The organism is Microcoleus sp. CAWBG27, assembly GCF_020883145.1.
GTDB lineage: Bacteria > Cyanobacteriota > Cyanobacteriia > Cyanobacteriales > Microcoleaceae > Microcoleus.
In genome coordinates this window covers 307,242-327,832 of sequence record NZ_JAHREU010000001.1, presented here as the reverse complement: position 1 = coordinate 327,832, position 20,591 = coordinate 307,242, and the positions used below count along the sequence as shown (strand labels likewise).

The 20,591-nt window shown below is 45.6% G+C and carries 17 protein-coding genes; 10 read left to right on the top strand and 7 right to left on the bottom strand.

The annotated features are described in order from the left end of the window. Positions 1 to 131 precede the first annotated feature (131 nt). Both QZ938_RS01320 and QZ938_RS01310 read right to left on the bottom strand, forming a co-directional pair. Positions 132 to 587, bottom strand: coding sequence for a hypothetical protein (locus QZ938_RS01320; RefSeq protein ID WP_293346459.1), 456 nt, complete (start codon positions 585 to 587; stop codon positions 132 to 134). Positions 588 to 1,254: 667 nt separating this feature from the next. After that, a complete protein-coding gene (locus QZ938_RS01310) occupies positions 1,255 to 1,542 on the bottom strand; it encodes a hypothetical protein (RefSeq protein WP_293346462.1) in 288 nt (95 codons plus the stop codon). On the opposite strand from QZ938_RS01310, the gene QZ938_RS01305 reads away from it, so the two are divergent. Together QZ938_RS01305 and QZ938_RS01300 are read left to right on the top strand one after the other, a co-directional pair. Then, on the top strand, positions 1,536 to 1,796 hold the full coding sequence (locus QZ938_RS01305) for a hypothetical protein (protein WP_293346464.1): 261 nt from the start codon (positions 1,536 to 1,538) through the stop codon (positions 1,794 to 1,796). The genes QZ938_RS01310 and QZ938_RS01305 overlap by 7 nt on opposite strands. Positions 1,797 to 2,239: 443 nt before the next feature. Beyond that, positions 2,240 to 2,884: a Uma2 family endonuclease gene (locus QZ938_RS01300; protein ID WP_293346468.1), complete on the top strand. Its 645-nt coding sequence runs from the start codon at positions 2,240 to 2,242 to the stop codon at positions 2,882 to 2,884. 78 nt (positions 2,885 to 2,962) lie between these two features. Here QZ938_RS01300 and QZ938_RS01295 read toward each other — a convergent pair whose 3' ends face one another. The 4 genes from QZ938_RS01295 to QZ938_RS01280 form a co-directional block, all read right to left on the bottom strand. Further along, on the bottom strand, positions 2,963 to 3,910 hold the full coding sequence (locus QZ938_RS01295; protein ID WP_293346471.1) for a hypothetical protein: 948 nt from the start codon (positions 3,908 to 3,910) through the stop codon (positions 2,963 to 2,965). 4 nt (positions 3,911 to 3,914) lie between these two features. After that, positions 3,915 to 4,736 carry a hypothetical protein gene (locus QZ938_RS01290; protein ID WP_293346474.1) on the bottom strand — a complete coding sequence of 274 codons (822 nt, stop codon included), beginning with the start codon at positions 4,734 to 4,736 and terminating at the stop codon, positions 3,915 to 3,917. A 204-nt stretch (positions 4,737 to 4,940) separates the two neighbouring features. Beyond that, positions 4,941 to 5,657: a ribonuclease PH gene (gene rph / locus QZ938_RS01285; protein ID WP_293346477.1), complete on the bottom strand. Its 717-nt coding sequence runs from the start codon at positions 5,655 to 5,657 to the stop codon at positions 4,941 to 4,943. A 420-nt stretch (positions 5,658 to 6,077) separates the two neighbouring features. Continuing rightward, positions 6,078 to 6,629 carry a nucleoside monophosphate kinase gene (locus tag QZ938_RS01280; RefSeq protein WP_293346914.1) on the bottom strand — a complete coding sequence of 184 codons (552 nt, stop codon included), beginning with the start codon at positions 6,627 to 6,629 and terminating at the stop codon, positions 6,078 to 6,080. A 354-nt stretch (positions 6,630 to 6,983) separates the two neighbouring features. On the opposite strand from QZ938_RS01280, the gene QZ938_RS01275 reads away from it, so the two are divergent. Together QZ938_RS01275 and QZ938_RS01270 are read left to right on the top strand one after the other, a co-directional pair. Continuing rightward, entirely contained in the window at positions 6,984 to 7,511 is a 528-nt protein-coding gene (locus QZ938_RS01275) for a P-loop NTPase family protein (protein WP_293148653.1), read from the top strand. Between the two features lie 5 nt (positions 7,512 to 7,516). Further along, complete coding sequence (locus QZ938_RS01270) at positions 7,517 to 7,822, top strand: hypothetical protein (protein WP_293346479.1); 306 nt, start codon at positions 7,517 to 7,519, stop codon at positions 7,820 to 7,822. Positions 7,823 to 8,245: 423 nt separating this feature from the next. On the opposite strand, the gene QZ938_RS01265 is transcribed toward QZ938_RS01270, so the two are convergent. After that, positions 8,246 to 9,745: a GUN4 domain-containing protein gene (locus QZ938_RS01265; RefSeq protein WP_363318749.1), complete on the bottom strand. Its 1,500-nt coding sequence runs from the start codon at positions 9,743 to 9,745 to the stop codon at positions 8,246 to 8,248. Positions 9,746 to 10,922: 1,177 nt separating this feature from the next. On the opposite strand from QZ938_RS01265, the gene QZ938_RS01260 reads away from it, so the two are divergent. The 6 genes from QZ938_RS01260 to QZ938_RS01235 all read left to right on the top strand — a co-directional run bounded on the left by QZ938_RS01260 (position 10,923) and on the right by QZ938_RS01235 (position 20,383). Continuing rightward, positions 10,923 to 12,374 carry a hypothetical protein gene (locus tag QZ938_RS01260; protein WP_363318750.1) on the top strand — a complete coding sequence of 484 codons (1,452 nt, stop codon included), beginning with the start codon at positions 10,923 to 10,925 and terminating at the stop codon, positions 12,372 to 12,374. An 805-nt stretch (positions 12,375 to 13,179) separates the two neighbouring features. Continuing rightward, positions 13,180 to 13,644: a ribosome maturation factor RimP gene (rimP, locus tag QZ938_RS01255; protein WP_293148642.1), complete on the top strand. Its 465-nt coding sequence runs from the start codon at positions 13,180 to 13,182 to the stop codon at positions 13,642 to 13,644. A 311-nt stretch (positions 13,645 to 13,955) separates the two neighbouring features. Beyond that, positions 13,956 to 15,245, top strand: coding sequence for a transcription termination factor NusA (nusA, locus tag QZ938_RS01250; RefSeq protein WP_293148640.1), 1,290 nt, complete (start codon positions 13,956 to 13,958; stop codon positions 15,243 to 15,245). 104 nt (positions 15,246 to 15,349) lie between these two features. Then, on the top strand, positions 15,350 to 15,664 hold the full coding sequence (locus tag QZ938_RS01245; RefSeq protein ID WP_293148638.1) for a YlxR family protein: 315 nt from the start codon (positions 15,350 to 15,352) through the stop codon (positions 15,662 to 15,664). A gap of 383 nt (positions 15,665 to 16,047) precedes the next feature. After that, entirely contained in the window at positions 16,048 to 19,200 is a 3,153-nt protein-coding gene (gene infB, locus QZ938_RS01240; RefSeq protein ID WP_293330162.1) for a translation initiation factor IF-2, read from the top strand. A gap of 445 nt (positions 19,201 to 19,645) precedes the next feature. Then, on the top strand, positions 19,646 to 20,383 hold the full coding sequence (locus QZ938_RS01235) for a low-complexity tail membrane protein (RefSeq protein ID WP_293148634.1): 738 nt from the start codon (positions 19,646 to 19,648) through the stop codon (positions 20,381 to 20,383). Positions 20,384 to 20,591 lie beyond the last annotated feature (208 nt).

Sequence of the window (20,591 nt, the reverse complement as noted above, 5' to 3'; positions counted from 1 at the left end):
TCCCTAGGCGTTCACGCAGGGGAGTGTCAATTATTGCACCGGATGATAAATCCGCTTTTAACGGCCGAATCTACGCATCACAACCAAGTATTCTCGAAAAAACCCGGTTTCTGGCCACCCGTGCGTCAGCCCTAAGACTTGATACCTGACGGCGCATAATTCTTGCTCTTTTCCGATTCCAGGTATTGCTTGTAAGCCATCTCATCGCCACCAAAAGAATCGATCGATACCTGTCGTTGCGGCATCGGTTTCAGAGGAGCATCGATCGGGCTATACCGACAGTAACACATCACAATTACGTCATAGTCGCTCATCGGAGTTGGAATATCAGGCGTGTATGTTTGCACCCGCACAACTTCCCAATCACTCACCCGATAATGAGTATTGTGTGCGTGTTCGTTTGGATCGTGTTCTGACTCCACCCGCACAAATTCTACAGGGCGATATCCCGGTTCAGGAATCGGTTCCTCAGAAGAATCCCAGTTTTCTGCAATGATAAAAGTTAGAGCTTGGCTGTGTTGGAGTTTTCTCTGTCTCCAGCCTTCATCTTCTCCTGAATCAGCTTGAAAAACAATGTATTTTTGCATCACTCTTCCTCCTTTTCTTCGAGATAGTTGGGAAATTCTGTTTTTCCTTTGAACACGCAATCGACTTCAAAAATGTACTTATTTTGGATTTCCTCAATGTCGATTAGTTTCCAGCCATACTTCTTTTACATATCCCGGCATTTCTGCGGGCTGGTGGCGCTGTGTCGCGAGATATCCCTCTCTGAATCGTAGCACAGCCACCTATTTGGATCGTTATTTGTAATTATTACTATAGCTCTTTTGTTGGCTCTACAACATTGGAGAAGTCGTCTTGACTCGGTGTTTGCCGCACTGCGTCAAGGCGCATCTTTAGAGTTGATTTATTTTATCATAATACCGATTGTGCTTTAATACCCTCTTTATTCCAAGGCTTTCACTGACGCACTCCGACAAAGAAACCGGGTTTTTGGCTGCATCTACGCATCACAACCAAGTATTATCGAAAAAACCCGGTTTCTGACCCCGCGAATAAGCTTAAATTATTGCTCTTTTCCGATTCCAGGTATTGCTTGTAAGCCACATCATCGCCGCCAAAAGAATCGATCGACATTTCTCATTTCATCATCGGTTTGAGAGGAGGAGCGATCGCACATGGGTTCCCAGGCTGAGCCTGGGAACCAGTTAAGATATCATTCCTATGGCTGTGACGATCGCAAAACCTCCCAGCTTACCTTCCCGGCGGCGTACAATCCGATCGCACTTTACGACGAATCAGCACGCTCATCACGTGCCCGGGAGTTGCCGCGCGTTGTACGGGGCTCCAATCACCAACTTCGGCAAATCCCAATCGGTACAAAGTGAGAATCGTTTCCCGGACACCCTGGGGCGAACCCACAACCGTTACCAGCAGCACATCCTGTTCCGATACCGCCGCTGCTGAATCCGAATTTGGACAATCCTCTTCGAGGGCTTCGCTAACGGATTCGTTTTCGTCGGGCACGAATTCCTGTGACATATTATTTTTCTCCTGACTTTGGGTTTTCTAAGGAAACCCAAAAATCCAGCCGCCCCGCATTTCAACGCATAGCAGGGCGGCCACAGAGAGTGTTAAGATACTCCGTTAGCCTCCACACTGCTTGTATCAGTTTGGCGGTTATGCTGTCCTTAGCTGTTGTAGCAGCTTTGGGCAGTGCAACTAGATTTTCGGGCGACGCGGGTTGCCTCCTGTGCAAGCAAAGCAACCTCTCAATTCACAGCGTAGCCGCATAGGGGGCCAGCCGTCAACCGATTTTAGATTTTAGATTTTGAATTTGAGATTTTCGATTTACTCGTTACCAGAGTCAGCGGCTGGAAACCAGTAATTTGCGTCGAAATGCTCAATTAAAAGACGAGACGGCGGTTGAAACCAGGTTTACACAAACGATGTCCGCCTCTGGGGACTAATCAAATTGTATTTGGCGGTATAAATCTGCGATCGCAAAGTCGGTTTTTACAATAGTTCAAAAAGGGCGATCGCATTTCATGGAAGTGGAAAAAGTGCGATCGACAATTAAGCTGAGTTTTGCTAAAATGTAATCAGACTGACGTATCAAAATCCAAGAAACCGGGTTTTTTGCAGTTTTTGCAAGCTCTGACGAAGTATATCGCAAAAACCCGGTTTCTGACCCCCCGTCGAGGACTAAATAAATAAGCTAAAAAGCAAGCAGGTAGCCATGACAGCCACCCTAATTGAAAGTCAAACTTCGGGAGTTTTGCTGAAAAACATTAGCTGGCAGACTTACGAATCTCTGGTAAACGAACTAGCAGAACAACCGGGAATTCGTTTGAATTACGATCGAGGTACTTTAGAAATCATCACTCCCTTAGACTCGCATGAAGGTAACAAAAAAATTTTAGGACGTTTTGTAGAAACAGTAACCGAAGAATTGAATGTAGAAATTCGCAGCCTGGGTTCGAGAACTTGCAAGCGCGAAGATTTGCTCAAAGGTTTAGAACCGGATCAGTGTTACTATATCGAAAATGAGCGAGTTGTCCGAGATGTAGAGCAAATTGACTTAAATGAATATCCGCCGCCTGATTTAGTAATCGAGATTGACATCACTAGCAGTTCTATTAACCGCATGGAATTGTATGCGAGTTTGGGCGTGTCCGAGGTTTGGCGTTATGACGGTTCGCGTTTGATATTCTATCAGTTAGAAGGTCAGGAATATGTAGAACGGGAGGTTTCTCCTCACTTTCCTTTTTTGTCGCCCTCTGAGATTATGGGATTTGTGGAAACACAAAAAAATGTGGGGGAAACGTCGATGATTCGAGGGTTTAGGCGGTGGGTGAGGAGTCGGATTCAGTCTGGGGAATGAAGGAGGGCGATCGATCTTAAGTATCAGTATCATAAACACTGCATTTAGATTTTTTATCCCTGATTTTTCTCACTTAACTTAATGCTTAATCCAAATTATAGGTTGGTAAGCATTATTGGCTCTTTTCTGGAAAATTTGATACTCTTTTACATGGGTTTTAATTAAAAAATTATAATGATTTTTGAGATTGTCAATATAACTCTTGCAGTACAATTTATACAACTTAATAATCTGTTCTATCTCTGATTCAGTTAATATCTTTATAGGATTAAACAAACATTCTTCATAAATAAAATAGAGAATCGGTTCAGATGATAAAAGATTACTTAGTTCTTGAGCTTCTTTAATTCGAGCTTCCTGTCTCGTTAAATTTTGCTGTTTTAAGTAAATAGCTGTAAGATAAGCTTTTAATAAATTTACATAGGCTGAGTAGATAATGTGAATCTGATCTAACGATAAACTAATTTGATCTCGATTCTTATGCAGCCTAACTAATTCTCGTAAATTGTTTTCCTGTCGATCTAATAATAATTCTATACTTAAAGCAGCAGTTTCATTAAGCCCGTAATTTTCTAAAATTCGCATTAAAGTGAATGAATTTTTGATTAAAAGTTTACTTTCATATAAAAGTTTTCGCTGTTCATTCTTGATTAAACTTTCTATTTTATTTTGAACAATATACAATTGATTGTCAAGTTTTTCGAGCTTGGAATTTATTAGATAATAACCTACTAAATTTACTCCTAAATTCACACCAGATACTGCAATATTAATCCAAGATAAATTATTAATTTGGCTGACAATATTTAAAATCTTTTTGATGTCAATAGAGTTAACAATTACAGTTCCTGTAGAAGATAATAAAATTTCGGCATAGGGCGCAATATCAATGAAAGGTAATATTGGCTCTAAATGGGCGATAATTTGCTGATTATTAGGATTGCTAGCGATGCCACTTATAAAATTAATCGATACCTCTCCTAAATCTTTAAATTGAGGAAATTGTTTTAAAAGCTGCTCATACATATTCTTATTTTCCTGTTAACATGGGTAGTCGATTTTGATATGTACAAGTATAAATAGAAAGTATTGTCATCATCAATAATATTTCATTTCTCTGTTTGACAAACTTATAACTTGCTAATGATGTCGCTACCAAACCAACGCCTCCAGCAATTCCCCATCCAATCGGGCCTGATATAGCTGCTAAACTCCCTGTAAATCCAGCCAAGTTTATACCCAAAACACCTAAAACTGTGGGCAATACAACAGTGAATAGGAAACCGTGTGATAAATAATTAAATAGTAGACCAGTTATTATCGGCAGTGAAGCGCCCAAAGCAGCCGGAGCAAAACCATTTAAAATGGCTTCTATCAAGGCTTTATTTAAGATGTCATCCGTTAGTTTAAAATGATATTTCATAGAAGTTTCTTCCTGAATTTTTTTAATTAATTGCTGTTTTTCTTTCTCTCCTAATGATTGGAACACAAACAGTAAAATATTGCGTGCGATCGCTGCTAATTGATCGCTTACTTCAGTGACTGCATGAATCTTATAAATTTCTGATAAAATCAGCTTTTTTTGCCTATTTAAACTATCGTCTTTCACCTTGGTCTTATTTAAAAGAGAGGTCATGTAGTCTTGCCAACAATCTATAATGTCTCGATCATCAATCTTTTTAAGGCTTTTTGCTGACTCGGTATGATTTTGCAGAAAACTGTAAATCTGATCTATCATTTTTTGCGTATCAGGTAAAAAAAAATCGACATTGACCAGATTGATATTTTTAAATATTAGTTTTATTTGTTCAGGATTTAGAGATTTTAAATCAGATTTGATAAATTGCGTCATAATCAAAAATGTACTGAATCATCAATGGTAGTTATTTTCTAGTTTATTTATAATCTATGCTAAAGTCAAGTAGATTTTAGATTTAACCTTGTATTTTTGGGCGGGTGGGACACCTAGTCCACAAGAATATTATCTAACTTGACTGTCAAGTTTAGATTCCCCTCAGTTTAGCCTAAAAATTTTAAGTTGAATTAGATTCACCTACTAACCCAAAGCCTGCCGCTGAGCCTCCAACAATTCCTGAATCCCAGTTTCTGCCAAATCCAAAATTTGATTCAACTGACTCCGACTAAAACTTCCCTCCTCCGCAGTTCCCTGAATTTCAATAATATTCAAATCTCCATTCATCACCACATTACAATCAATTTCCGCCGCCACATCTTCCAGATAATTCAAATCTAAAAATAGCTCGTTTTCCAAAAGTCCCACAGATACGGCAGCTACTTGACGAATCAAAGGAGACTGCTCTAAATCACCTTTTTGCACCAACTTATTCAAAGCATCAGCCACAGCCACAAACGCGCCATTAATAGAAGTCGTGCGAGTCCCCGCATCCGCCTGCAAAACATCAGCATCGACCAGAATCGTTCGCTCTCCTAATAGTTCCATATCCAAGCACGATCGCAAACTCCGGCCAATCAACCGCTGAATTTCTTGAGTGCGCCCCGATAATTTCATAAATTCCCGCTCTTGTCGCTGCGGCGTAGCCCCCGGTAACATTCGGTACTCGGCAGTCAGCCAGCCTTTTCCGGTATTCTCCAGAAATCTAGGCACTCCTGGTTTAATCGTCACGCTGCACAGTACCTGAGTGTCGCCGCTTTTTGCGAGCACCGAACCGCTGGCAAATTTCGTAAATTCGCGATCGAAACTAATCGGACGAAGTTGATTTGGTAGTCGGCCATCGGCACGTTTTATAGACATAAAATGGGGAATGGGGAATGGGGAATTGGGAATTGGGAATTGGTGTCAATTTAACTTCTAACCCAGTCACAGACTGCGGTTTAACTATTAAACCTAGATCCCCCCTAGCCCCCCTTAAGAAGGGGGGGACAAGAGTGCAGTCAAAGTCCCCCTTCTTAAGGGGGATTTAGGGGGATCTAGACTCAGGTAAAAACGAAATTTATCTTAAATCCCCCCTAGCCAAGAGGGCGGGCACTCTTGGCACCGCCCCTACAAGTAGGGGACAAGAAATTACTCAAAGTCCCCCTTCTTAAGGGGGATTTAGGGGGATCCGAGACTCAGGTAAAAACGAGATTTATCAAGGCTTTCAGTCTTAACTTGACACTACTTGAGCATTGGGCATTGGGTATCGATCAATAAATAACAACTAACTATTAACAACTAACTATTAACCATTTTAAGAATATCCTGCTGCACTTCTTCGGGAGATCGATCGCCATTGATAGTTAACAGCTTGTTCCGATGTTCGTAATACTCTAAAATCGGCATAGTGCGTTCCTCGTACAAATCGAGCCGGCGCTGCAAAATTTCCGGCTCATCGTCCGATCGATCGCGTTCGATCGATCGACTCAGCAACACCTCAGTAGGCACTTTCAGCCAAACTGCCCAATCTATCTCCTGCGCCAAATCCTCTAACAAAAAATCCAATTCCTCAGCTTGAAAAGACGTTCGCGGATATCCCTCCAACACCCACCCATTAAAAACATCCCACAGCAGCAGCCGGCGGCCGATAAATCGAATCAAAATTTCATCGGGAACTAACTCGCCTTTTTCCACATAAGACACGGCCAACTTGCCCAAGTCTGTCTCACCTGCGATTTCCGCACGCAGAATGTCCCCTACTGCCAGCAAAGGAATGCTCAAATTGTCGCACAATAGTTGTGCTTGAGTTCCCTTTCCCGCTCCTGGCCCTCCCAGAATCACCAATCTCACAGTGCCTGCTCCTAGTGCCACGACATTCAAATTCTATGCGATCTATACGTTTTATTGACAATCCTGGAGCCACCAAGACTCTCATCGCCTGGGTTTTTGGATATATAACTTCATAACTGTCGGTTTCCCTGCTATATTTCGCTAAAAAAGCAGGCTTCTGCACAAGTGCTTGCTTGAGTTCAAAATCTAATTGACGGCTCCGAATGCTACTGCCGCGAGCTTTTGACAATTTGTATATCTAGCGTTCGATCGGATCTGCGATCGGCCAAGTACACTATATATTGTTAAGCAGGCTCCAGCCATGTCCAGCTCGGAGCAGCAGTCAAGACTTAGTTACTAATTAAATATTGCCCTATGGTTGCTCAGTTACAAACCCCTAAACTCAATTTGACCCACAGCTTGCCCTACACAGTTAAAGGGCTGGTGCAAGTTTTTACAGGCCCGCACCGCTGCTTTTTTACCAATGTTATGGCTCAAGCCCTGAGAATTGCAGGACAGGGATCTCCGGTGTTGGCCGTGCAGTTCCTCAAAGGGGGAATCAATCAAGGGCATCAACATCCCGTGCGACTCGGGCAAAATTTAGATTGGGTGCGGTGCGATTTGCCCCGCTGCATTGAGAATGCCGATTTAGATGAGATCGAAACGCGATCGATCGCACAATTGTGGGAGTACGTTCAAAATGCGGTGCTCTCCGGTAGTTACGCCTTAGTTATTCTCGACGAGTTGAGTTTGGCGGTGAATTTAGGTTTGATTCGGGAGACAGAAGTGCTCGAATTGATTGACAGCAAGCCCCACGATTTGGATATTATTTTGACTGGGCCTTCGATGCCGCCAGCAATTTTGGATGTTGCCGACCAAGTTACTGAAATTCGTCGCAGTTAACGACAATGATTTTAGTTGCGATCGCCCGCGCGTGCGATCGCAATTTTTCTGTAATATTTTCTGTAATATTTTCTGTAAATTTTTATGTAAAAAAAGAGGCGATCGCACAGATCGGGCGATCGCAGCACGCCGATCAATTTAGCAGCGACATCACGCTGGAACTACCGGATCGAACACAACAGTTAACCGATCGGCAGGAACCATCCGCTTCAGAATTTGCAAGTGACCGTCTGCATCAGACCAACTACGAAACTGACCCACAACCACCTTTTCCACATTCGGAAGCGATCGAACTACAGTCCACGGCTTGAGACGTTTTTCTTGCAACATAATAAAGAAATCTCCTTAGTAAATTGGAGCTAAAGCCCGTCCTCATACTTTTCTACGGCTCGGGACTGGTCTGTAGCTTGATAAACTTGCCCTTCACTCAAAACATATCACAAAAAAATAGTTTGTGATTATACAACAGTTCTCAGAAAGATGAGGTATGTTGTTGGGATGCGAGCCCTTCTTAGTTTATTAGTTTAGTGGTGATATAAGCTGTCAGTCATACCTCATCTTTTTGACAAAGGCTATATCTTACTTTTTCTCTTTTTTTTATAAAATTCATACATAACACCTCATTTATGGTAATAGGCAATAGAGAATTGAGAATCGAGAATTAAAAATAACAAACCACCAATAACCAATAACCAATCACTACTAACTAATGACTAATGACTAATGACTAATGACTACAAATCTCGCCGCGACAGCAGAAACCAGATCCCACCCAAGCCCAAAACACCACACAAAACCCCACCTTCCCACCCAAAAACAGTCCCTCCCGGCAAATGTCCAGGCATTGCCTTAGAACTAAAATTCAGTTCAGAATAGTATACCCACTGACCGTTAACTCGCCAGCCCACTCGATCGCCAAACTTCTCCCAAACATCAGCATCATAAACACCAGCCTTTCCCCCCGACTTGACCCAAAAACCCTTTTGTACAGAAAAACCGAACCTCCGGTGACTGTGTCGCACCCAAAGTTGGTCAATCGTCTGCAAATCCTTAGCGGGAAACTTCCTAATATCTTCCTCACTCAAATAACCCCTCGAAACTTGCTGCATCACTTCCAGCATTTTCACAGAAGTTTCCTCATCAGCACCACGCCAATTTTTAGCAGCCAGCAGCCTTTCCAACTGAGAATAATCAATCCCTTTTTCCGACTCTAAATTCACAGAAACAATCGGATTTTTAGTTACAGGTTGAGTCGGCAAAGAAGGACTAAGAACAGTTGCCTGCTGCAACTTAGAATCTGGTGGAACAACAACAGCAGCAGGTTTTAAAATCTCAAAAACTTCCAGAGAAGACTTGTAGCGGTCTTTGACATATTCCTGAATCAACTTATCCAAAATCTGACCTAGATCCTGGCTAATTTTTGTTCCTTTCGGCAAAGCCTCCCTCCAAAGCCAGCGACCTTCGAGCGGGTCGTAAAGGTCATCGTGAATGTCCCCGTAGATATCCAAATAAGGCATCACAGAAGTCAGCAAGCGAATGCAAGTCACCCCCAAACTATAAAGGTCGCTAGCAGGAACAGCCCTACCGTGCCGCTGTTCTAGCGCCGCATAACCCGGAGTTCCCAACTTAGTACCCGTTTTGGTTGGAGCATCAGTTACTACCTGTTTGGAAACCCCAAAATCTATCAGCACCAACTTGCGATCGCGATTGCGGCGGATCACATTCTCAGGCTTAATATCCCGGTGAATTACATTGCGCTCGTGAACAAAATTCAGCAAAGGCAACAAATCTAATAGCAGTTCCCTAATTTTAAGTTCGCTATAAGCACCGTACTTTTCTAACTCATCCTTTAAATTATTCCCATCAATAAACTCTTGCACCAAATACAATCGCCCATCTTCCTCAAAATAAGAAATTAGCTGAGGAATTTGTGGGTGCTTCAGTTCGTAAAGCCTTCTTGCCTCTTGTTCAAACAGTCGGACATATTTTTTAAAATGAGCCGGCTTCCGCTGAAATTCCTGCGGTGGCGACAACTGTTTGATAACGCAAAGTTCCTCAAATTTTCCATGATTGACAGCTCGAAAAGTCCTGCCAAATCCTCCGTCGCGCAGCGGTTCGGTTGCTGCATAAAGGTCTTTTAGCAACAGCTTGGAACCACAATTAAGACAATACTTTGTGCCTGGTGGGTTCTGACGCTTGTCTTTTGGGCAATCGAGATTAAGGCAGTATGTCATATATTAACAAAATGCGAACAAAATTATACTCAGGGGCAGAAATAACTCACTAATTCCTAACCAAAGCTTGACTTTACTTCCCAATGGGAAGCGCAGCATTCCATTTTTTAATTTGACATCAGCCTTGGAGAATGTGACCAATTTAAGAGAGTCTTTTCTGTATCCCGGCAATCTTGGATGTTGCGTTACCGTTCCAGATCCAATTCGTTTCAGCAGTCCAATGTATGAACTAAAAGATTCGGCGACGTTGGTTAGAGTTTGCTGTGCGACATGAGAGTACAGAGCTTTAAAATGCAAGTTTGACTTGAACATTTTATGGAAATCGTATTTTCCGGGAATCTTCCTAGTCTTGAAATATAACTGTCGTCCATAGTAAATGGCACAATTTGCTAGCTTGTTTGACTCACCACATACAAACTCTAAAATCGCTCTCAGATGAGAATCGGAACTAATTAAGTTTTGCTGGCAGCCATAACTAGACATTTTTTTGATTCTCAATATATTGCACTTCGAGATGTCAATAAATATTCAAGGCGCTTGAAACCGCTGCCGACTTGAACCCGTGTCTGAAGCTTTCGGGCCCGGCGGGCTCGATCTTCGGTTATTTTATTCAAGAGTCCGATCGCTAGCTGGTTTTTGTGCAAGCGAGATCCCGAACCTTAGGGAGGTTGCAGAACCCTCGCACTTGCTCGGAAGCGCCCTCGGCAGACTGCCCCTGAGCAAGTATACCTCTCTTGAGGGTTTGACCTCAAACTCGAAGTCCAAATCTAACCTTAAACTGCGATCGACGCAAGAGATTTGATTTAGCCCTCAAACAGCCAGCAGATTAAACAAAAATAGTAATTTATTACCAGCCCAGTTAGCTCTGCAACGCCGAAAAACAACTTAGGATTCTGCCTGAGATATAATTTTATTGCCAGAGAGAACCAAACTAACGGGAGCAGCAGCTACCGTTAAGTTCGATCGACCTTAATATTTTACAAGTATAAAATTTTACTCAACCCGGCAAAATCAACAATCCCAAACTACCCAACTTTCCCCTGGTTCAAATAAATACTAGCTTACTCGATCGCAATCCGATCGCAACCCGACAGTTAGCCAGTTTAAGCTGTTTCCTTTTTTCCAGCTATTACCAGTTACATTTATTTCGCTCCGTCTACTTATTTAGGAAATGCCAGTGACACCAAAACTACAGCCATCTCAAACTCAAGACTCCCGCAAAGAATCACCGAAAGTACCCTGGTTCGAGCGGTTCATTGCACTGGTCGCACTAGGAAATTTAAGCCTAGTATTATTTGATATGACTTATGTTACCTCCCGAGATTTCTACTTCCGGCAACTACCGGTTCTCACCCAAATATACGACCCATTCAAAGGAATTAAACCCCACCGAGACACCCAGAAATATCTAGAAACCTTAGCAGAATTAAAAAATCAAGTAGTGCAAACAGGCTTGTCCTCTCCTCAAGTAGCAGCCAAATTGGAAGAAATAAACACTCTGAGCGCGAACACGATCGACGAAGATCCGTTTCGATTAGCATCAAAAAGTGGCACCTTAGAAAAAATTAAAGACCGGATGCGCGATCGCACGCCGAATCCGCAGCAATCAGCCAAACAATCATTCAAAACATTCTGGAGCCAAGAGTATTTAAACAAAAAAGGCTGGCAACAAGAAATCACTTGGTTTGACGCCAAAATCAAGCCGTTAATCGCCACCAACTATTACCGCACGATCGGTGAAAATGGGGAATTTACAGACAACTTCTGGCAAATCGACCTGCCATTTATTGCCATATTCGCGATCGAATTTCTAGCCCGCACCTACTTCATCAGCCGCCGCCACCGCAGTGTCAGTTGGCGAGCAGCCATGCTCTGGCGGTGGTACGACATCTTTCTGTTCCTTCCCTTCTGGCGCCTGTTGCGAGTATTACCCGTCACAATTCGCATCCACCAAGCCAAAATGCCCGACCTCCAACCCATACGCACCCAAATCAGCCGGGGTTTCGTCGCCAACTTCGCCCAAGAATTGACCGAAGTAGTAGTAATTCAGCTGATCAACCAGATGCAACAATCAATTACCACAGGCGAACTAGCCCGTCAACTATTTAAATCGCAAAAACAACGCTATCTAGATATCAACAATATCAATGAAATAGAAGCGATCGCCACCCATCTCGTCCAAATCACCGTCTACAAAGTCCTGCCCCAACTCCAACCCGACTTAGAAGCCCTCCTCCGCTACAACATAGAATTATTTCTCAAACAATCCCCTCTCTATCAAGGATGGAAGCAAGTACCCGGACTGGGAAACCTCCCCGCACAGCTAGCAGAGCAATTAGTTGCAGAACTCTCGAAATTAGTCACCCTCGGCCCCCAAGATGCCTACGAAGCCTTTAAAATCGCCAGCGAAGACCCCGTAGGTACCAAACTATCAAGCCAGCTAGTCCAACATTTCGGGCAAGCTTTAGGGGCCGAACTGCAACAGCAGCAAACCTGGCAAGAAATACAATTGCTATTGTGCGACTTCCTAGAAGAGTTCAAAATCAACTACATCCAGCGGTTGAGCGAAGAAGACTTCGAGAAAATTTTAGAACAAGCTAAACAACTGCAACGGATAGCACCGCGTTAGACAGTTGACAGTTGACAGTTGACAGTTGACAGTTGACAGTTGGCCTGTTGTAGGGGCGGTGGATGGTGCGGGCCCGCCCTCTTTCTTTCTTTCAGTTGTCAGTTGACAGTTGACAGTTGGGGAACTAATGCCCGATGCCCAATGCCCAATGCCCTCTTTGCCCAATGCCCCATGCCCAATGCCCCACTTCGCAAATGGGCTTGTTCCGAAGGTGATTTGTCACTGGACGGGCGATCGAGCTAAACTGAGTAGCGAGGCCTCCCTTCGATCGAAAGTAGCCCTCAAACTTCTTGGAAGAAACTGTTTCACCTAGGAGTGGGTCGAACCCACTTTTTTTGTTGCATGAGTCGCAGCCAAACAGCTTAAGGCATCACACCTGCAAGTTGAAAACCAAGGGCCGCGGGCGACGAAATCAAGTCATCCCAAGGTAGAAAGCAGAAAGTAGAAGGCAGAATTTAAACCCCACAAGCTCATCGTCGGGCTTGAAAATCTGACATCTTTTTCTTCATTCCACGAATCAATTTGAGCGTAAAACACTCATATCTAGCGGTCAAAAACCAGATCGGTCGATTTGAGATTCGAGACTTCGGCACGAGGTTGAACTGTCGAAGGATTTGAGATTTGAGATTTACTTGCACCTCGGTGAATCTGGGAGCTTGAACTAGAGTCTAAAATTTTGGACCTAGCCCGAGGGCCCTGCCGGGGCTGGTCTCCGTTTTTTTTGGCCGATCGAAACAAAGCAATCTCAACAACTGATTTTTCATTGCCCTGTCCGAGTTCAGGAGTTTTAGTTTAAGTATTCGATATGACTCATCCCCTAATCCCACAAATCATTGACTTAGCTACCCCCGTTGCAGAAACACTGGGATTGGAAGTAGTGGGAGCAGTGTTTCACACCAACCAAAATCCTCCCGTCTTGCGGGTAGACATCCGTAACGTCCAGCAAGACACGGGTTTAGCCGACTGCGAGCGGATGAGCACAGCCCTGGAAGTCGAGTTAGACGCATCCGACATCATCCCCGACGCCTACGTGCTAGAGATTTCCAGTCCCGGAATATCCCGATTGCTCAGCAGCGATCGAGAATTCATTACTTTTAAAGGTTTCCCCGTCACACTCACAGCCACCGAACCCGACTCGCGAATCAAAGAGTGGAAAGGACTACTTGTGGGCAGGGATGAAACAACGGTTTATCTCAATCTAAAAGGGCGACAGGTTAAAATTCCCCGCCCCCAGATTGTCAAAGTTGAACTAGACGAAGGTAAAGAGTAAAAAAGGGAAATTTTGAATTTTGAGTTGTAGGGGCAGTACCCCTTGTCTGCCCGATTTGAGTTTTGAGATTGCCTCGCAGGAAGCTAAAAATGCTTCGCTGCGAGTTAATTTTTAAGAATCACATCTTTAGCCACAGGGTTGAAGTAGAACAACAATAAATTGTTGCAGCACCGAGATACCCTAATGCTATCTTTGTAACTCATCAATCATCAGTTATCACTTTTTTAAACTATTACCTGCTGTCAATCACCAATCGATCTATTTCCAATTACAAGTTACGTATTGTCCCATCAAACAAAGGAGTGTTTTATATGTCAATGGTTCCCTTGCGCGGACTCAAAGAAATGATCGAAGGTATTAGCAAAGAGCGAAATTTACCCAAACACGCCGTCCAAGCAGCATTGCGAGAAGCCCTGCTTAAAGGATACGAACGCTACCGCCGCACCCAAAAACTCGACCACTTCAGCGAAGAATACTTCGACAATTTTGATGTAGAATTAGACGCAGAACAAGAAGGTTTTCGCGTTTTAGCTAACAAAACTATTGTCGAAGAAGTCGTCAATCCCGATCACGAAATAGCACTTTCTGAAGTACAAGAAGTAGCCACGGAAGCTCAGCCTGGGAGCATCGTACTCGTAGATGTAACACCAGATCAAAAAGAATTTGGTCGCATGGCAGCGATCCAAACCAAACAAGTGCTGGCTCAAAAACTGCGCGACCAACAGCGCAAAATGATTCAAGAAGAGTTTAAAGATTTAGAAGAAACTGTTCTTCAAGCAAGAGTGCTGAGGTTTGAGAGGCAGTCGGTAATTTTGGCAGTTACCAGCAGCTTCGGTCAGCCGGAAGTAGATGCCGAACTCCCCAAACGCGAACAGTTGCCCAACGACAATTACCGTGCGAACGCTACATTCAAGGTTTATCTCAAAAAAGTAGGCGAAGGTTCTACTAGAGGGCCGCAGTTACTTGTTTCTAGAGCAGACGCCGGTTTGGTGGTTTACCTGTTTGCTAACGAAGTACCAGAAATAGAAGATGGGGTGGTGAGGATTGTCGCCGTAGCTAGGGAGGCAAATCCGCCCTCCCGGCACGTCGGCCCTCGGACTAAAATAGCAGTAGATACTCTCGATCGCGATGTAGACCCGGTAGGAGCCTGCATCGGAGCGCGGGGATCGCGAATTCAGGTAGTAGTCAACGAATTGCGCGGCGAAAAAATAGACGTGATCCGCTGGTCTCCAGATCCTGCAACCTATATTGCTAACGCTCTGAGTCCGGCTAGAGTAGATGAAGTGCGTTTGGTTGCCCCAGAAGGCAGGCGCGCTCACATTTTGGTCGCGGAAGACCAACTGAGTCTTGCCATTGGTAAAGAAGGTCAGAACGTCCGCCTCGCAGCCCGCCTGACAGGTTGGAAAATCGATATCAAAGATATTGCTAAGTACGATCGCGACGCCGAAGACATCAAACTGGCAGCAGAAGCAAGCAGGCTCGAAGAACTAGCAGGCGACGACTACGACGAAGAGGAAGGATCCGGCTACGACGGCGACGAGGAAACGGCAGAATTTGAGCAAGAGGAGCCAGCCACGGACGAAACCGCAGCCACAGTCTAAACACTGTGACATTCACTTTTATGTTTCTGGCACGGGAGACAAGGAGGACAATTCCCCTATTCCCCCCCTCTCCCACTCTCTCAACTCTCCCCGAATCACTAGAAATGAAACCGAACTACCGGTGTTGCACAAGTTGTCGAAAAATAGCTCCTAAGGAAGCTTTTTGGCGAGTAGTCAGGCTCTATCCTTCTCATCAGGTACAATTAGATCGCGGCCTCGGTCGTTCCGCTTACCTTTGTCCGGCGAGCCAATGCCTCAAAGCAGCTCAGAAAAAAAATCGACTTGGGCGATCGCTCAAAGCGCCTGTGTCTGACGAACTGTACCAAACACTTTGGCAGCGTTTAGCCACATCTGACTGTACATCTGACTCGGAATCGATCGGGCACCAAACCGACAATAGTTCGGCCTCGACTGTATAAACCCTCTTGGCAGCCCTACCAGTAATTACCGGTAGCGCCAGCTCTAAAACCCCGATCCGATCTGCCCACCAGTCTGGAAAGATTTGTGTCAGATTAGATAAGGGTAGGGTACTAGCAGAGGTATCCTCAAGGTGGAAAGACAAACTTTAAAGATTGATTTGTGGCAGTTGCCAAAATTCAGACTAGACAGTTCTCGCTTTCCCAAAAAAAACTTGAGAATTCTCCAACCGCAGACTTCAGCGAATTGCATCTTTTAGATAAAATTGCTGAGCGAGTACCAAAACCCCGATTCTTGACACTGAATCAATCACAGCGAATGATGTCGTCATTAGAACAAAAAATCAAAATGTAAAAACTGGTTGGCACAAAAGAGGGCAGAGTGGATGAACAACGGCAAAGTAAGAATTTACGAATTATCACGGGAACTAAATTTGGATAATAAAGACATCTTGGCAGTTTGCGAACGGCTCAATATTTCAGTAAAGAGCCACAGCAGCACAATTACAGAATCTGAAGCAGAGCGCATTCGCAAAACGGCGGAAAAATACGTAGCCAGCCACTCTACCCCCGGCAAGCCAGCTCCCCCCGAAAGAGCAGCAGCGCCATCTAGAGAATCTGGCCCTCATCCTAACGACCAACAAAAAAAGCAGCAAATTTTAGAAATACGCAGTCCAAAAGTACGGCCGGCTGGTGCTTCGTCCCAGCCCGCAGGCAACGAGGAGCAAAAAAACCAGCCTGGGGCCACCGTGGCCACTCCTCCAAAATCGCCCGCCTCTCAACAACTCCAGCCTCCAGCTAAACCAAATATCAATCGACCTGTACTCTCGAAGCCAAATGTCGGTGGATCGGCGGCAGCTTCAGAAACAAGCTCGGAAACTGTAGGTGCGATCGCCCCGGAAACAATTTCCCAGACTCAATCGCCTGTGGCACCTCAACCGCCGTCGGAAAAGGCTCCAGAACGTACACCCCGCCCGCCGGTCGCCCCTCCAGCGCCGCCCGGAGCAAAACTCACGTCGCCACCAGTCAGAGGGGCATCGGAGTCGGCTAGTCGCAACCCACAAACTCTGGGAAACAAGCCGGTACTGAAACTGGCCAGAACCGATCAAGACCAATCAGAACAGGGAGAAACTCTGGAAGCGCCGGCGAAACCGAGCCGCCCCAGCAGACCTGCACCATCCGGTAGCGACGCTCAAAGACCTCGCCCAGGTGCTGGTGGGCCAGTGAAAACAGCACTTGCCGATCGACCCCAGCAGGGCGGCCCGCGCCGGAGCCTTGCCCCCGCAACGTCAGCCGCTGGGTTGCGTAGCCGGGGCGGTGACATTTCTGCCACCGGAGAAGACGCAGACGATGACGGAGACGATACGTCGTTGTTGCTGGATACTCTTCTCCTTCCCAAGCCGACTCTGCCAAAGCCAGCCAAAAAGACACAGGTCATTTGGGAAGAAGATGATGACGAAAACTCAGATGCTGCCAAAGCTGCCAAAGCAGCCAAGGCCAAAAATCGTCGCCTCAAACCCATAGACGAGGATGACGATGACTTAGAAAATGGCTTGGATCTGCCAGCACCAGTCACCGTCAGCCTGTCTCTAGCCCGCCCAGCTAAGGCGAAGACACAAGCAGCACCAAAGTCAACACCAACTCCGGGCGCACCCGGTAGCAGCGGCAAAAATAAGAGACCGGGCCCTTCTCACGATAAAAGCTCTTCTGGTTCTTCCGGGGGACGCGGCAACCGCGGCAAAACAGCCGAAGCTAAGGTAGAACGTCCAGAAAAGCTGCTGCTGAGCAGACCGATGACCGTTCAAGAACTAGCAGTTACTTTGGCTGTTCCCGAAACCGAAATTATTAAGAGGCTGTTCTCTAAAGGTATTGCGGTCAACATTACCGAAACCCTGGACATTCCAGCGGTGAGAATGGTAGCCGAAGAAATGGGCGTAGAGGTAGAAACCCCAGAAATAGAAGAGCCAGCTACCAAAATCATCGAGATGATCGATGAGGCAGATTTGGAATACCTCCAGCGCCGTCCGCCAGTGGTAACGATTATGGGCCACGTGGATCACGGCAAAACTACTTTGCTAGACTCGATCCGCAAAACCAAGGTCGCTCAGGGAGAAGCTGGGGGTATTACCCAGCACATCGGTGCTTACCACGTGGATGTGGTACACGAAGGCAAGAGCCAGCAGGTGGTATTTTTGGATACTCCCGGTCACGAAGCCTTTACAGCTATGCGGGCTCGCGGTACGCGGGTGACAGACATTGCCATCTTGGTGGTGGCGGCGGACGACGGCGTGCGACCCCAGACAATTGAAGCTATCAGCCACGCGAAAGCGGCGAAAGTGCCAATTGTCGTGGCTATCAATAAAGTTGACAAGGAGGGCGCTCAGCCGGAACGGGTGAAGCAAGAGCTTACTGAGTACGGCTTGGTCGCAGATGACTGGGGCGGCGATGTGACGATGGTTCCAGTCAGCGCTATCCGAGGGGAAAACCTCGATACGCTGTTGGAAATGATTCTGACAGTCGCGGAAATGGAAGACCTCAACGCTAACCCGAACCGAGCGGCTAAGGGTACTGTAATTGAAGCTCACCTCGACAAGGCAAGGGGGCCTGTGGCAACTCTGCTGGTGCAAAATGGCACGCTGCGAGTGGGCGATATTGTGGTCGCAGGCTCTGCTCTGGGCAAGGTGCGGGCGATGATCGACGATCGCGGCGATCGCGTAGACCAAGCAAGTCCATCCTTCGCTGTGGAAGTGCTGGGGTTGCGGGAAGTACCGCAAGCTGGAGATGAGTTTGATGTCTTCGCTAACGAAAAAGAAGCAGCGGCGATCGCAAGCGGAAGAGCTACATCCCAAAGAGATTCGCGTCTACTTCAAGGTGGTCGGATCAGCCTCAGTGGCTTCTCTCAACAAGCTAAGGAAGGCGTTCTTAAGGAACTCAACTTGATCTTGAAGGCAGATGTCCAAGGCTCCCTGGAAGCCATTGTCGGTTCTCTGACCCAACTTCCTCAAAAAGAAGTTCAACTCCGATTGCTGCTATCTGCTCCTGGGGAAATCACAGAAACGGATATTGACCTGGCCGCAGCTAGTAATGCTGTGATTATCGGGTTCAATACTACTCTCGCCACCGGCGCTCGCCAAGCAGCCGACCAAGCGGGCGTAGACGTGCGGGAATACAGCATCATCTACAAACTCTTGGATGATATTCAAGGGGCGATGGAAGGACTGCTGGAACCCGAACTGGTGGAAGAACCTCTGGGTAAGGTGGAAGTGCGCGCTGTCTTCGCGATCGGTCGCGGGGCTGTGGCTGGATGTTACGTACTCGAAGGCAAGGTCATCCGCAACTGTAAGGTGCGGGTGCGCCGGGGCAACAATGTCGTTTACGAAGGTGTCCTTGACTCCCTCAAACGGATGAAGGAAGATGCCAAGGAAGTCAATACTGGCTATGAATGCGGTATTTCCTTGAGCGGGTTTAGCGACTGGGCGGAAGGCGATATTATTGAAGCCTACCGGATGGTTACTAAGCGCCGCACGCTATCTCAATAGTTTTGAGTTGTGAGTGTTGAGTTGGAAGAGAATTTTTGAGTGAAGGCAACTTGCATTGCCGATCGCTCCCAACTATTCTCTTCACTCAATACTCCCAAACTCATCGGACAGTTGACAGTTGACAGTTGACAGTTGACAGTTGACAGTTGACAGTTGACAGTTGACAGTTGACAGTTGACCGAAAGAAGAAGGAATAAGTCAAGCGTGAATTCGGAAGAAAGAAGAAAGAATTAAGAACTTCCTAATCGTCTTTACCCTTGCTTAAAATTGAAAATTTGCTCGCTCAAATAAGAATTACCGAAATAAACCAGATTTCTGCTTGTAAGTCCTCGGTTTGATAGCTAAATATTTACTCCTCGCATCGGATTTCAGAGTCAAGAGTGTATCTCAAAATCTCAAAATCCAAGATTCAAAACTCCTAATTCATAACTAATAATTAATTAAAGTGCGTTCTTTTTGGTCAGATCCTTTCTTGTGGATTCACCTTTCTGGGGTGGCTGCATTGCCGCTTTTCCTGGGACTGTGCTTGCTGGGACTTGCAGTGGGTTCTCCCACGCTCTCTGTCTGGTTAGAAGTGTTTTTAGTGGCTGTAGCAGGTATTGTTCCTGTGCTGTGGATGCAATGGTTCCGCCCTTTTTACATTTTTAGTATTTTAGTCGTGGCCGTGAAACCGCAGAATTTAACTTCTGTGCAGCAGCAGATGCTGACTCGGTTTAAAACTAAATTAAATCAAGGAATTGCTCTTTTTATCGCTGTTTTGCTGGCAGTAATTTTGTGGCAGCTATATCGATTTGCTCCCCTCGCTGCTGGGGTGGCTCCGTTTCCTCCTTCCTGGCGGTGGGCTGGATTGTTGTTGGCAGTTGCTGCTTTTTTAGCTAGCAATTTGTTTTTGCAGGTGTCTGCTAGTGTGATGGCTGTTTTGCTGACGCCGGAATCAGAATTTGCAGCGACAAAGCCTCATGTATTAGAAAACATTAGGCAGGATTTTACGATCGCACCTTGGCAAGTCGATCGACTTTTGCCAACTTTTGCGGGCGAGACAACTGTCGATCCGACTGCAGCCGCAGACTCAATCCCACCAGCCGAAGGCATCAAGAATGCGTCATCCAGCAGTACAGTCAACTCAGAACCTGCGGACACCAACGGCCCTACATCCCTAACCCAACAGTCGATCGAAAAGTGAAATAAAACATTAATATCGACATAATTGTAGTTTAAGCTACTTTATTTTCGACAGATGTATGCTGTGAAAAAATAGGTAATGCTCCGGCTCAGATAGAGATTATTAATAATCTTAATATTTAATATTTAATCGCAGGTTGTGGCTATTTTATATTGGCTATTTGGAGAAAAGAATCTATAATAGAGAGAGTCAAGGTAAGCTTTCAATC

Bases quoted from the DNA above. Each gene is read 5' to 3' on its own strand.
- QZ938_RS01295 (WP_293346471.1), bottom strand. From the start codon at position 3,910: ATGTATGAGCAGCTTTTAAAACAATTTCCTCAATTTAAAGATTTAGGA.
- QZ938_RS01310 (WP_293346462.1), bottom strand. From the start codon at position 1,542: ATGTCACAGGAATTCGTGCCCGACGAAAACGAATCCGTTAGCGAAGCC.
- QZ938_RS01275 (WP_293148653.1), top strand. From the start codon at position 6,984: ATGGTTGCTCAGTTACAAACCCCTAAACTCAATTTGACCCACAGCTTG.
- QZ938_RS01265 (WP_363318749.1), bottom strand. From the start codon at position 9,745: ATGACATACTGCCTTAATCTCGATTGCCCAAAAGACAAGCGTCAGAAC.
- QZ938_RS01320 (WP_293346459.1), bottom strand. From the start codon at position 587: ATGCAAAAATACATTGTTTTTCAAGCTGATTCAGGAGAAGATGAAGGC.
- infB (WP_293330162.1), top strand. From the start codon at position 16,048: ATGAACAACGGCAAAGTAAGAATTTACGAATTATCACGGGAACTAAAT.
- nusA (WP_293148640.1), top strand. From the start codon at position 13,956: ATGTCAATGGTTCCCTTGCGCGGACTCAAAGAAATGATCGAAGGTATT.
- rph (WP_293346477.1), bottom strand. From the start codon at position 5,657: ATGTCTATAAAACGTGCCGATGGCCGACTACCAAATCAACTTCGTCCG.
- QZ938_RS01270 (WP_293346479.1), top strand. From the start codon at position 7,517: ATGATTTTAGTTGCGATCGCCCGCGCGTGCGATCGCAATTTTTCTGTA.
- rimP (WP_293148642.1), top strand. From the start codon at position 13,180: ATGACTCATCCCCTAATCCCACAAATCATTGACTTAGCTACCCCCGTT.
- QZ938_RS01290 (WP_293346474.1), bottom strand. From the start codon at position 4,736: ATGACGCAATTTATCAAATCTGATTTAAAATCTCTAAATCCTGAACAA.
- QZ938_RS01300 (WP_293346468.1), top strand. From the start codon at position 2,240: ATGACAGCCACCCTAATTGAAAGTCAAACTTCGGGAGTTTTGCTGAAA.
- QZ938_RS01245 (WP_293148638.1), top strand. From the start codon at position 15,350: ATGAAACCGAACTACCGGTGTTGCACAAGTTGTCGAAAAATAGCTCCT.